This is a genomic window from Corynebacterium sp., from assembly GCF_012837295.1.
GTDB lineage: Bacteria > Actinomycetota > Actinomycetes > Mycobacteriales > Mycobacteriaceae > Corynebacterium.
This window is the reverse complement of the sequence record NZ_DURI01000378.1, coordinates 1-12,723: the sequence shown is the minus strand read 5'-3', so window position 1 is coordinate 12,723 and position 12,723 is coordinate 1. Positions and strand designations below refer to the sequence as shown.

Here is a 12,723-nt window from a genome sequence, read left to right as displayed (position 1 = left end):
GATCAGCCGGGCCGCCGACCGCGCCGACAGCGCCGAATCGCCGGCGGCGACGTCGCGGATCGCGGCGAGCAATTCCTCGGGCGCCGCATCCTTGAGCAGGAACCCGGACGCACCGGCGGCGATGGCGTCCGTGACGTATTCGTCGACGTCGAAGGTGGTCAGGACCAGGATGCGCGGCCCCGGAGCATCGGCGACCGGCCCACCTGCGCCCTCCTCTGCCACACCGGTTCCGGCCGCGGCGAGGATCCGCCGCGTCGCCTCGATCCCGTCGAGGCCCGGCATGCGGATGTCCATGAGGATCACGTCCGGCGTCGTCTCCGCGGCCTTGTCGACGGCCGCGAGCCCGTCGTCGGCCTGCCAGGCGACCTCCATGTCGTCCTGCGAGTCCACGACCATGGCGAAACCGGCCCGCACCAGGGCCTGGTCGTCGGCCAGCGCCACGGTGATCACGTCGTCGGTCATCTCTTCCATCTCGCTTCCTCGCTCATTCCGCACCAGTCCCCCGTCCATTCCGTTCCCCCCGGCTCGCCGCAGCGCCCGCGCCGCTCACCCCTTGGGCAGGCGCGCGGTGACGGTGAAGCCGCCGGGCCCGTCGTCGACGTCCAGCGTGCCCCCGTGCAGCGCCACGCGCTCGCGCCTTCCCGTGATTCCCCGGCCGATGCGCGGGCCGCTTTCGCTTGACGACGGTTCGACCTCCACGCTGCCCGGCCCCGCATCATTGCGCACCGCGATGGTGCATCCGCGCTTGTCCCATTCGAGCCGCACGTCCACGGCGACCCGGCCAGCGTGCTTCAGGGCGTTGGTCAGCGATTCCTGGACGATCCGGTAAATGGTCAGCTGAGTCGTCGCGCCGACGGTGGGCCGGGTGCCCTCCTCGGTGAAGGTGACGCGCAGACCCGAGCGGGTGGATTCGGCGACGAGCTGCGGCAGCGCGTCCAATCCCGGCATCGGCGTGTACTCGGCGGCGGGATTCTTCGGCCCGGAACCCGCGGCCGCGGACGTTGGCTCGGCGCGATCCGACGTCGCGGAGTCGCGGCCGCCGGTACCGCCGGATGCGGCGAGCCGTGCGGGCGCCGGGGCGTCGTCACGCGATGTCCCCTCCCCGGGATCCGCCGGATCCCGCAGCACCGACAGCAACTGGCGCATCTGCCCCAGCGAATCGCGGGCGGTGGAAGCGATGTTCTCCAGCGCCTCGACGGCCTTGTCCGGGTGCTTCGCCGCGATGAATCGGCCGCCGTCGGCCTGCGCGATGACGGCGGTGAGCGAGTGGGCGACGATGTCGTGCATCTCGCGGGCGATGCGGGTGCGCTCGGCGATGGCGGCGAGCTCCGCGCGGTCGCGGAGCGCCAACAGCTCCTGGTCGCGGCGGCGGCCGTTGAGGCCGAGCATCCAGAAGAAGCCGAGCACCGCCAACGCGACCGGGGTGAACACGACGCCGACCTCGGGTTCGATGAACAGGTACCCCGCCCGGAACGTCAGCGCAGTGAAGGTGCCCGCGGCCAACGCGATCCACACCGGGACGAACCAGCGGCGTCCGACGAAACGGCCCAGATGATGCACCGTGAACGCGGTGACGATGAAGGACGCGTAGCCCGTCGGCAGCATGATCAGGTGCACGACCAGCAACCCCGGCAGCGCGACGTTGGCCACCTGCGGATACCGTCGGCGCACCGCCAGCACCGCCCCGGCGACGATGACCCACCCCACGAGCACGCTGCGCAGCCACGCCGGAGGGGTCTCCTGGCCCGGCATGGTCACCATCGGCGCGTAGAGGAAGTCGGAATCCATGCTCGCGGCGAAAAGCATGGCGACGGCCGCGACGAGCGCGTCGAAAAGCAGACCGAGGCGCGGAAGCTCGGGGCCGGACCCGGCGTCGGCGCCCGCGAAACGGCGTGGGCCGGCGCCACCGGAATCTTGGCCGGGGCCGCGGCCGAGAGTGAGACCTGGCGTGCCCCAAAACTAGCGCGGCGGCCGGATCGCGCCATCGTCCCCGGGTATGAGATTCACCGGCCGGGCCGCCGTTCGAACACTGGCCGATGGTGACCGGCGCCTCTGCTAGCTTGATTTCATGGCGACCGTCACTTTCGAGCGAGTGCAGCTCACGTATCCCGGCGCGGATGCGCCCACGGTGAAGGACCTCGACCTGGACATCGCGGACGGGGAGTTTCTGGTGCTCGTCGGCCCGTCGGGCTGCGGCAAATCAACGTCGCTGCGGATGCTGGCGGGGCTGGAGGAGGTGACGGATGGCCGGATCCTCATCGACGGCCGCGACGTCACCCACGACGACCCGAAGGACCGGGACATCGCGATGGTGTTCCAGAACTACGCCCTGTACCCGCACATGTCGGTGCGCGAGAACATGGGATTTGCCCTGAAGCTGGCCAAGGTGGGCAAGTCCGAGCGCAACGCGCGCGTGGAGAAGGCCGCCGAGATGCTGGACCTGACCCCGTACCTGGACCGCAAGCCGAAGGATCTGTCGGGCGGCCAGCGCCAGCGCGTGGCCATGGGCCGGGCGATCGTCCGCGAGCCGCAGGTGTTCCTCATGGACGAGCCGCTGTCGAATCTCGACGCGAAGCTGCGCGTGCAGACCCGCACCCAGGTCGCCGCCCTCCAGCGAGAGTTGGGCGTGACCACGGTGTACGTCACCCACGACCAGGTCGAGGCGATGACCATGGGCGACCGCGTGGCGGTGCTCGACGCGGGCATCCTGCAGCAGGTCGCGCCGCCGAAGGAGCTCTACGCCCGGCCGGCGAACGTGTTCGTCGCGGGGTTCATCGGTTCCCCGTCGATGAATCTGCTGCGTGCCCGGCTTGACGACGGCGCGATCGTCCTCGGCGACCAGCGCATCCCCGTCGATGCCGCCGCCCTCGGGACCGCCGGGGGCGGCGCCCGGGACGTCATCGTCGGCGTGCGCCCCGAGGACACGACGCTGGGCGGCGGTGCTGGTGACGGCGCGCTTGGAGGATCTGACGCGGGTGCGGGCGGAGGAGCGGCGGGGAGCGCACTCGGCATCCCCGCGACCGTCGCGCTCGTGGAGGAGCTCGGCGCGGACTCCTACGTCTACGCCCACGCGAATGACGGCGCCGCCGGATCCGCCTCCGGCGCCAACTCCACCGCCGCCTCTTCCGCCACCGCCGAGCCGCTCATCGCCCGAGTCGGCGACGGCGCCGCTCCCCCGGTCGGCGCGCGCGTCACCATCGTCCCGGATCCCGCCAAGCTGCACCTGTTCGACGCGGAGTCCGGGCTGCGGCTGAACTGACCCCGGGGCCGACGCCCGCGCCCCGCGCGCGAAACGGCCGCGACGCTTACTCAACCGGGCCACCTTAAACAACCCTGTGATTCGCCCCACATAACATTTAAGCTCGACCACAACCCCCGATTGCCGGGGACGTTCACGGACACGAAAGGACGACCATCATGGTCTCATTCCGCAAGTCTCTCCTCGCCGGGCTCGCCGTCTCCGGCCTGGTCCTGGCCGGTTGCTCCAGCGACGACAACGGTGGCGGCGGCACCGACAACGCCGCGGCCAACGAGGGCCAGGACGCCCGCGGCCCGATCACCTTCGCGATGGGCAAGAACGACATCGAGAAGGTGCAGAAGATCGCCGAGCGCTGGAACGCCGAGAACCCCGAGGAAGAGGTCACGGTCCATGAGCTGGCGGGCGAAGCCGACGCCCAGCGCGAAACCCTCGTCCAGTCCCTGGAGTCCTCCTCCGGCGAGTTCGACGTCATGGCCCTCGACGTCACGTGGACGGCCGAGTTCGCGGCCAACGGCTACCTCGTCCCGCTGCAGGACGCCATGGAGGTCGACACCTCCGGTCTGCTGCAGCCCGCCGTCGACTCCGCCACCTACAACGGCACCGTCTACGCCGTGCCGCAGAACACCAACGGCCAGTTGCTGTACCGCAACACGGAGCTCATCCCCGAGGCCCCGGCCAACTGGGACGGGCTGCGCACCTCGTGCGAGGCGCTGCCGGAGGACAAGGGCTGCCTGACGCTGCAGCTGTCGCAGTACGAGGGCCTGAGCGTGAACACCCTCGGCGCCATCCACGCCTGGGGCGGTTCCCTCATCGACGATCAGGGCAACGTCACCGTCGACACCCCGGAGGCCAAGGCCGGCCTGCAGGCGCTGGTCGACGCCTACGGCGACGGCACGATCACGAAGGAGTCCACGGGCGCGACGGAGGAGGAGACCATGCAGGCCTTCACCAACGAGCAGTCCGCGTACGCCGTGAACTGGCCGTACATGTTCGACGCCGCCGACGAGACCCCGGTCGCCGGCAAGTTCGAGGTCACCCCGCTGGTCGGCCCGGACGGCGTGGGCGTCTCCACGCTGGGCGGCTACAACAACGGCATCAACGCCCACTCGGAGAACAAGGCCACGGCCCGCGACTTCGCGGAGTTCGTCATTTCCGAGGAGAGCCAGATGGGCTTCGCCGAGGAGTCTTTCCCGCCGGTGCTCGCCTCCATTTACGACGATGAGGCGCTGGTGGAGAAGTTCCCCTACCTGCCGGCCCTGAAGGAGTCGCTGGAGAACGCCAAGCCGCGCCCGGTCTCCCCGTACTACGCCGCCATGTCCAAGGCCGTCCAGGACAACGCCTACGCCGCCATCAACGGCACGAGAGACGTCGACCAGGCGATCACCGACATGAAGGCCGCGCTGGAGCAGGCCTCCAAGTAGCGTCCGGCGCCACCCGCGGGTAACCCGACCCGCACATCCCGGGGCTCCCGGCGACGCACCATCCGCCGGGAGCCCCGCCCCCGCCACGGGGCCGCACGAGAATTCGAGGAGAGTCGAACGTGTCCACGTCGACCGTCGGCAAGCACCGCAAGCCGGTGCCGCCGGACAGCACCGGGAGCACCGCCCCCGGCCGCGGAAAGGCCCGCACGGGCCCGAAATCGAAGCTGAAGGCCCTGTGGCTCGTCGGCCCGGCGCTGGCGGTGCTGGCGGTGGTGATCGGCTACCCGATCCTCCGCGCCATCTGGCTGTCCTTCCAGGCGGACCGGCACATCGACCCCGACACGGGCATGTTCGTCGAGGGCGGCTTCGCCGGATTCCAGCACTACCTGTACTGGCTCACGCAGCGCTGCATGCTTTCCGACGGCACCGTGGGAACCTGCGCGCCCGGCACGTTGTCCACGGACTTCTGGCCCGCGGTGGGCATCACGCTGTTCTTCGCCGTGGTCACGGTGTCCCTGGAGACCCTGCTGGGCCTGGGCATGGCGCTGATCATGGCGCGGGACTTCGCCGGGCGCGGCATGCTGCGCGCGGCGGTGCTCATCCCCTGGGCCATCCCGACGGCCGTGACGGCGAAGCTGTGGCAGTTCATCTTCGCGGACTTCGGCATCGCCAACAAGCTGCTGTCGCCCTTCACCGACGAGGCGATCCGGTGGACCACCGACCCCTGGGCGGCGCGGTCCGCGGTGATCGTCGCCGACGTGTGGAAGACGGCGCCGTTCATGGCGCTGCTCATCCTCGCCGGCCTGCAGATGATCCCCAAGGACGTCCACGAAGCCGCCCGCGTCGACGGCGCCACCCCGTGGCAGCGGTTCCTGCACATCACGCTTCCGCTGGTCAAGCCCGCGCTGATGGTCGCGGTGCTGTTCCGCACCCTCGACGCGCTGCGCATGTACGACCTGCCCGTGATCATGATCTCCTCGTCGTCGAACTCCCCGACCGCGACCATCTCGCAGCTGGTCGTCGAGGACATGCGCCAGGGCAACTTCAACTCCTCGTCGGCGCTGTCGACGCTGGTGTTCCTGCTCATCTTCGGCGTCGCGTTCGTGATGATCCGCTTCCTCGGCGCCGACGTCTCCGGGTCGCGGGGAATGAAGGACGGCTCGGGCAACCGGCGCGGCCGATGGTGGGCCGGCGGGCGTCGCAAAGCCGAGCCCGGGTCCCCCGACGACGCCGGCGCATCGCGCGCCGCCGACGTCCCCGCGGGCCCGCCCGCGATGACCGCCGCCACCGCCCGGAAGGAGATGGACCGATGACCACCGGAAAGCGGATCCGTTCCTGGGCCGGCAACTACCTGGCCGTGATCCTCATCCTCGTGTGGGGGCTGGCGCCGTTCTACTGGATGCTGGTCACCGCGCTGCGCGACAAAGCGCACACGTTCGACACGACGCCGTGGTTCACGCACGTGACGATGCAGAACTTCGAGGACGCCCTGGCCACCGACAAGGGCAACGACTTCCTCGGGGCGATTTTCAACTCGCTGATCATCGGCGGGGCGACGACGCTGATCGCCCTGGCCGTCGGCGTGTTCACCGCCTACGCCCTGGCGCGGATGGATTTCCCCGGCAAGGGCTTCGTCACCGGCATCATCCTGGCGGCGTCGATGTTCCCCGGCATCGCGCTGGTGACCCCGCTGTTCCAGCTCTTCGGCGAGCTGAAGTGGATCGGCACCTACCAGGCGCTGATCATCCCGAACATCTCCTTCGTCCTGCCGCTGACGGTGTACACCCTGACCAGCTTCTTCCGCGACCTGCCCTGGGAGCTCGAGGAGGCGGCCCGCGTCGATGGCGCGACCCGCGGCCAGGCGTTCCGCATGGTGATCCTCCCGCTGGCCACCCCGGCGCTGTTCACCACCGCGATCCTGGCGTTCGTGGCCACGTGGAACGAGTTCATGCTCGCGCGACAGCTGTCGAACACCTCCACCGAGCCGGTCACCGTGGCCATCGCGCGCTTCACCGGCCCGTCGGCGTTCGAGTACCCGTACGCCGCGACGATGGCGGCCGGTGCCCTGGTCACCATTCCGCTGGTGATCATGGTGCTCATCTTCCAGAAGTGGATCGTCTCCGGCCTCACCGCCGGCGGCGTGAAGGCGTGACCACCGCCTAGACTCGCTTCACATGACCGGAACGCATCAACCCCGCCACGACGCCAAGGCCCGCAGAATGCGGGTGGAGGCGGTGGCGGGGTTCATGTTCTTCTGGACCCTCGTCATCGGGGCGTGGGCGGCCTACCGCATCGCCATCGGCGACCCGTCGGTGACGTTGAGCTTCGTGCTGCTGCTCTTCGTCGTCGTCGACGTGATCATCTGGCGGAAGTGGCGGGACCTGGCCTAGGTCGGCTACTCCCCCATCAGGCTGTCGCGCAGGTTCTTGTCCTTCTCCAGGACGGCGTCGCGCATGTCGGCCTGGTACTGCTCCATGGCCGTCACCAACTCGGGGTGGCCGGCGGACAGGATGCGCACGGCCAGCAGGCCCGCGTTCTTCGCGCCGCCGACGCCGACGGTGGCCACGGGCACGCCGCCGGGCATCTGCACGATGGACAGCAGGGAATCCATGCCCTCGAGGTTCTCCAGCGCGCGCGGCACGCCGATGACCGGCAGCGGCGTCGCCGAGGCGACCATGCCCGGCAGATGCGCCGCACCGCCGGCGCCGGCGATGATCACCTTCAGGCCGCGCCCGGCCGCCGACTTCGCGTAGTCCAGCATCCGCTCCGGGGTGCGGTGCGCGGAGACCACGCCCACCTCGAAGGGCACGCCGAACTCGGCCAGCGCCTCGGCCGCCGGCTGCATCGTCGGCCAGTCCGAATCGCTGCCCATGATCAGGCCGACCAGCGGCCCGTCGACGCCATTCAACTTCGCGGTCATGTTTCCGTCCTCCATCACTCGGTCAAGTCCCGTATGTTCCCGCAGGTTTCGGCCCGTTTACGGCCCGGCCTACTTCTCCACGTACCCGTCTGCCCACACCGCGTTGACGATGTAGCCCGCCGCCAGGTCCGCCTCGCGCCGCGTCGCCGCCACGCCCTCCGGCGAACCGTCCTGGCCCGGCACGTTGACGTGGCCCAGCTTGCGCCCGGCGCGGTAGCCCTTGCCGTACCAGTGGATCTTCGAGTGCGGGAAGCGGCGCCACACGGCGGCGAAGCGGTCCTTCATCGGCATGTCCGGATCCTCGTCGGCTCCGAGCGTATTGGCCATGACGGTCACCGCCGCGGTCGGGTCGGCGTCGCCGAGCGGGTAGTCCAGCACGGCGCGCATGTGCTGCTCGAACTGGCCGGTCGCCGATCCGTCCTGCGTCCAATGCCCGGTGTTGTGCGGGCGCATGGCCAGCTCATTGACGAAGATCTCCGGCTGCCCCGCGGCATCCCGCGTCTCGAACAGCTCCACCGCCAGCACGCCCGTCACGCCAAGTTCCTCGGCGACCCGCACGGACAGGTCGCGGGCGCGCGACGCCAGGCCGTCGTCAAGCCCCGGAGCAGGTGCGATGGCCTCCACGCAGATGCCGTCGCGCTGCACCGACTCCACGACCGGCCAGGCCTTGACCTCGCCGGAGGGGGTGCGGGCGCACATCGCGGACAGTTCGCGGGCCAGGTCGACCTTCTTCTCGGCCATGAGCGGGACCCCGTCGGCCAGGAGCTTGTCGACGAGCGCCGGCAGCTCCTCGGCGTCCGGGAACCACACGCCGTGGCCGTCGTAGCCGCCGCGGCGGGCCTTCAGGCACACCTTTCCGGCGACGACCTCGGAGAAGCCGATGGCGTCCTCGACCGACTCGATGGCCATGAACGGCGGCACCGGGGCGCCGATCTCGCGGAGGCGCTTGCGCATGACCAGCTTGTCCTGCGCGTTGACCAGGGCATCCGGGCCCGGCTGGACGGAAATGCCGTCGGCCTGCAGCGCGCGGAGATGCTCGGTGGGCACGTGCTCGTGGTCGAAGGTCACGGCGTCGACCGGGCGGATCGTGCCGTCGGCGCGCACGCGGGTCGCGCGGCGCAGATCCTCGAGGTCCGTGTAATCCCCCAGCTCGACGTCGCGGCAGATCTGCGCGGCCGACGAATCCCGCGAACCGGCCAGGAGGCGGACGGACTGCCCGATCTCGATGGCGGCGGTCTGCATCATGCGGGCCAGCTGGCCGTCGCCGATGACGGTGACGACGGGCATGCCCGGCGCATGCGCCGGATTGGCGGGCACGGGACGGTCGGCGGATGCGTCGTCGGAATTGATCTGGCTGTTCTCCGGTGCGGTCACGCGTCCATCATAGGCGGCTGCCGACCGACGGCCTGCGCCGGTTCCCGGGGCGGCTACGATGGGTGTCCATGCAGGATCATGCCGTGGGATTCGATCGCGACCAGTACATCAACCTTCAGTCCGAGCACATCCGCCGGCGCCGCGAATCCATCGGCGGCCGCCTTTACCTCGAAATGGGCGGCAAGCTCTTCGACGACATGCACGCTTCGCGCGTCCTGCCCGGGTTCACCCCGGACAACAAGATCGCCATGCTCGAACGCATCAAGGACGACATGGAGATCCTGGTGTGCATCAACGCCCGGGACCTGCAGCGCAACAAGGTCCGCGCCGACCTGGGCATCCCCTACGAGGAAGACCTGCTGCGGCTGGTCGACGTCTTCCGCGAGCGGGGTTTCCTGACCCAGCACGTGGTGCTCGCCCAATATGAGGAGGGCAACGCGGCCGCCGCGGCGTTCCGCACCCGACTCGAGCGCCTGGGCATGACGGTGTCCCTGCATTACGTCATCCCCGGCTACCCCGCCGACACCGAGCGCATCGTCGGGGAGGACGGCTTCGGCCGCAACGAGTACGTCGAGACCACCCGCGACGTCGTCGTGGTCACCGCCCCCGGCCCCGGCTCCGGCAAGCTGGCCACCTGCCTGTCGCAGATCTACCACGAGCACGTCCGCGGCGTGACCTCCGGTTACGCGAAGTTCGAGACGTTCCCCATCTGGAATCTGCCGCTCGATCACCCCGTGAACATGGCGTACGAGGCCGCGACGGCCGACCTCGACGACGTCAACATGATCGACCCCTTCCACCTGTCCGCCCACGGGGAGCAGGCGGTCAACTACAACCGTGACGTCGAGGTCTTCCCGCTGCTCAAGCACCTGCTGGAGCTGATCTCCGAGCGGTCGCCGTACGAGTCGCCGACGGACATGGGCGTGAACATGGCGGGCTTCGCCATCTCCGACGACGCCGTGTGCCGCCACGCCGCCGAGCAGGAGGTCGTGCGCCGCTATTACAAGGCGCTGGTCGACGAGCGCCGCGACGAGGCCGACCCGATCGTCTCCGACCGCATCGCCATCATCATGGGCAAGCTGGGCCTCAACCGCCGGTCGCGGCCCGTGGTCAAGCCCGCCCTGGAGCTGGCCGAGGAAACCGGCGCCCCCGCGTCGTCGATCCAGCTCGCGGACGGCGAGATCATCGTCGGCAAGACGTCTCCGCTGCTGGGCTGCTCGGCGGCGATGCTGCTCAACGCCCTGAAGCACCTGGCCGGCATCGACCCGCGCGTCGACCTGCTCGCGCCGTCGTCCATTGCGCCGATCCAGACGCTGAAGACCCGCCACCTGGGCAGCCGCAACCCCCGCCTGCACACCGACGAGGTGCTCATCGCGCTGTCCGTGTCCGCGGACGGCGACGACAACGCCCGCCGCGCCCTCGACGAGCTGGCCAACCTCCGCGGCTGCGACGCCCACACCACGACCATCCTCGGTTCCGTGGACGAGGGGATCTTCCGCCACCTGGGCATCCTGGTCACCTCCGAGCCGGAGTACCAGGTCAAGCAGCTCTACCGGAAGCGGTAACCCCGCTCCGATCGGCGCCGGTCAGGTCATCCGGTTGACCATCTTCGCCACCTTGCGGGTGGCCGGCACGTCGCGGATGGCCATCGGCGGCCCGAACGGCGACACCCGCAGCTGCAGGACGTTGCCGCGGCGGTCGACGCCCCGCACCGAGCGCAGATCGACCGTGACCACGCGCGGCCGCAGCAGCCCCCGGCGCAGGATGATCCGCCGGTCCGTCAGCACGAACCGTTCCCCGAGCCATTCCAATCCCGGCTTGACGACGCGCCACGCCACCAGGATCGGCCACATCAAGAGAAGGACGTCCCGGAGACCGGCGAGGTCCCCCGGCGCGATGCGCGGCGAGTCGATGAAGCCCACGAGCAGCCAGATCACGCCCGTGATCGCGGCGAGCTCCAGCAACGGCCACGTCAAGCGGCCGAACACCGGATTGGTGTCCAGGAGGACGTCTTCGCCGTCGTCCATTTCATCCCAGGGAAAGGAGGGCAAGGCCATGCCTACTTCTTCGCCTCCCCCGCGTAGCCGCCGTCGACCGCGCGCAAATGGCGCACGTCGCCCGCGGTGACCGTGCGGTTCCGCCCCGACTCGTCCCGCACGACCAGTTCGCCGTCGTCGAGGATGTCCACGGCCTCGCCGATCAACTCTCCGCCGCCGGGCAGCTCCACGCGCACGCGGGTGCCCAGCGTCAGACACGTCGCGCGGTAGTCGGCCATCATCGCCTCACGATCTTCGCGCCACTGGCGCTCGCGGCGATCCAGCGCATCGAGCAGCGCCGCGGCCAGCTTCGTGCGGTCCAGGTTCGACGCCCCGGCCAGGGCCAGCGACGTCGCATGCGGCACCGGCAGCTCGTCCTCCCGCAGATCCACGTTCACGCCGATGCCCACGACCAGCGCCGGGGGCGCGATCGACGCGGCCTCCACGAGAATTCCGCACAGCTTGCGGCCGCCGAGCAACACGTCGTTGGGCCACTTCAGCCCGACCTCGGGGCCTTCCCCGGCATCGTCGCCAAGCAACCCCGCCTCATCGCGGACCATGTCCACCACCGCCAAGCCGGCGACGAGCGACAACAGGCCGAGGTCCTCCGGGGGCACTCCCTCCGGGCGGAACAGGGCCGACACCGCGATGGAGGCGCCGGCGGGCGCGGTCCACGACCGGGACAACCGGCCGCGGCCCGCCGTCTGCTCCGACGCGACGACCGCGACACGGTCCGGGGCGCCCTCCGCGACCATGCGCGTGACGTCGATGTTCGTGGAACCCGTCGACTCCACCGCGAGCACCCTGCGCCACCGCGGCAGGGCGGTGCGCAAGGCGGCGGCATCCAACGGGGAACGGGGGTCGTGGCTCATGGCATCGCAGTCTAGCGGGGGGTGCGGATCCTCCCGAACGCGAAAAAACTTTGCGGGCCGAACACCACCGTTACATTACCGTTATTTCCCCGTGACCTGTACGTATGGAAAACACCGTTCGCCACCCAGCGGGTTACGGTTTTGGCAAGTGACATTTGTCACACGGCACTGACTTCACCTTTTCGGCTCCAAACGCTATCTTCCTCAAACATGACCTTCTCCTCACGTTTGCTCCCCGCCGATCAGGACACCGCCGCCGCGTCCGCCGCCGAGTTCGGCGACGACCGTCCGCCGCAGACCACCGCGGCGAAGAACGAGGACCTGCTCCGCCGCCGCGCCGAGGCCACCATGCCCGTCGGCCCCGCCGCGCACCAGAAGGTCCGCGACAAGGGCCGCATGACCGCCCGCGACCGCATCGCCCACCTCCTCGACGAGGACTCCTTCGTCGAGACCGACGCCCTGGCGCGCCACCGCACCAAGGACTTCGGCATGGACTCCAAGCGTCCCGCCACCGACGGCATCGTCACCGGCTGGGGCACCGTCGACGGCCGCGAGGTCTGCGTCTTCTCGCAGGACGGCACCGTCTTCGGCGGCGCCCTCGGCGAGGTCTACGGCGAGAAGATGGTGAAGCTGCAGCAGCTGGCCATCAAGACCGGCCGCCCGATCGTCGGCCTGTACGAGGGCGCCGGCGCCCGCATCCAGGACGGCGCCGTGTCCCTGGACTACATCGCCCAGACCTTCCACTACAACGTCAAGGCCTCCGGCGTCGTCCCCCAGATCTCCGTCATCTTCGGCGCCTGCGCCGGCGGCAACGCCTACTCCCCCGCCCTGACCGACTTCG

Annotated in this window: 13 protein-coding genes; 7 read left to right on the top strand and 6 right to left on the bottom strand. The window is 69.9% G+C overall.

Going from position 1 to position 12,723, the window contains the following annotated elements:
• A partial coding sequence (locus tag GX015_RS12705; protein WP_291345502.1) for a response regulator transcription factor occupies nucleotides 1-462 on the bottom strand: 462 nt, incomplete at its 3' end.
• Between the two features lie 84 nt (nucleotides 463-546).
• Nucleotides 547-1,788, bottom strand: a complete 1,242-nt coding sequence (locus GX015_RS12700) for a histidine kinase (protein WP_291345499.1) — start codon at nucleotides 1,786-1,788, stop codon at nucleotides 547-549.
• A 280-nt stretch (nucleotides 1,789-2,068) separates the two neighbouring features.
• Here GX015_RS12700 and ugpC point away from each other — a divergent pair, with 280 nt between their 5' ends.
• The 5 genes from ugpC to GX015_RS12675 all read left to right on the top strand — a co-directional run bounded on the left by ugpC (nucleotide 2,069) and on the right by GX015_RS12675 (nucleotide 7,070).
• A complete protein-coding gene (gene ugpC / locus GX015_RS12695; protein WP_291345498.1) occupies nucleotides 2,069-3,259 on the top strand; it encodes a sn-glycerol-3-phosphate ABC transporter ATP-binding protein UgpC in 1,191 nt (396 codons plus the stop codon).
• A gap of 158 nt (nucleotides 3,260-3,417) precedes the next feature.
• Entirely contained in the window at nucleotides 3,418-4,680 is a 1,263-nt protein-coding gene (locus GX015_RS12690; protein ID WP_291345497.1) for an ABC transporter substrate-binding protein, read from the top strand.
• 224 nt (nucleotides 4,681-4,904) lie between these two features.
• The gene (locus GX015_RS12685; protein ID WP_291345501.1) at nucleotides 4,905-5,993 is read left to right on the top strand and encodes a carbohydrate ABC transporter permease; all 1,089 of its coding nucleotides are present in this window, start codon (nucleotides 4,905-4,907) and stop codon (nucleotides 5,991-5,993) included.
• Nucleotides 5,990-6,832, top strand: a complete 843-nt coding sequence (locus tag GX015_RS12680) for a carbohydrate ABC transporter permease (protein ID WP_291345496.1) — start codon at nucleotides 5,990-5,992, stop codon at nucleotides 6,830-6,832. Before GX015_RS12685 ends, GX015_RS12680 begins: the two co-directional genes overlap by 4 nt.
• A gap of 22 nt (nucleotides 6,833-6,854) precedes the next feature.
• The gene (locus GX015_RS12675) at nucleotides 6,855-7,070 is read left to right on the top strand and encodes a hypothetical protein (RefSeq protein ID WP_291345495.1); all 216 of its coding nucleotides are present in this window, start codon (nucleotides 6,855-6,857) and stop codon (nucleotides 7,068-7,070) included.
• 5 nt (nucleotides 7,071-7,075) lie between these two features.
• Here the strand turns inward: GX015_RS12675 and purE are convergent, their stop codons facing one another.
• Both purE and GX015_RS12665 read right to left on the bottom strand, forming a co-directional pair.
• A complete protein-coding gene (purE, locus tag GX015_RS12670; RefSeq protein ID WP_291345494.1) occupies nucleotides 7,076-7,600 on the bottom strand; it encodes a 5-(carboxyamino)imidazole ribonucleotide mutase in 525 nt (174 codons plus the stop codon).
• Nucleotides 7,601-7,669: 69 nt separating this feature from the next.
• Nucleotides 7,670-8,917, bottom strand: a complete 1,248-nt coding sequence (locus tag GX015_RS12665) for a 5-(carboxyamino)imidazole ribonucleotide synthase (protein ID WP_291345500.1) — start codon at nucleotides 8,915-8,917, stop codon at nucleotides 7,670-7,672.
• Nucleotides 8,918-9,042: 125 nt separating this feature from the next.
• On the opposite strand from GX015_RS12665, the gene GX015_RS12660 reads away from it, so the two are divergent.
• Nucleotides 9,043-10,539, top strand: coding sequence for a DUF1846 domain-containing protein (locus GX015_RS12660; RefSeq protein WP_291345493.1), 1,497 nt, complete (start codon nucleotides 9,043-9,045; stop codon nucleotides 10,537-10,539).
• A 21-nt stretch (nucleotides 10,540-10,560) separates the two neighbouring features.
• On the opposite strand, the gene GX015_RS12655 is transcribed toward GX015_RS12660, so the two are convergent.
• On the bottom strand, nucleotides 10,561-11,031 hold the full coding sequence (locus GX015_RS12655; protein ID WP_291345492.1) for a PH domain-containing protein: 471 nt from the start codon (nucleotides 11,029-11,031) through the stop codon (nucleotides 10,561-10,563).
• Between the two features lie 2 nt (nucleotides 11,032-11,033).
• Nucleotides 11,034-11,882 carry a biotin--[acetyl-CoA-carboxylase] ligase gene (locus GX015_RS12650; RefSeq protein ID WP_291345491.1) on the bottom strand — a complete coding sequence of 283 codons (849 nt, stop codon included), beginning with the start codon at nucleotides 11,880-11,882 and terminating at the stop codon, nucleotides 11,034-11,036.
• Between the two features lie 210 nt (nucleotides 11,883-12,092).
• On the opposite strand from GX015_RS12650, the gene GX015_RS12645 reads away from it, so the two are divergent.
• The coding region (locus GX015_RS12645; RefSeq protein ID WP_291345490.1) for a carboxyl transferase domain-containing protein at nucleotides 12,093-12,723 on the top strand (631 nt) is incomplete at its 3' end.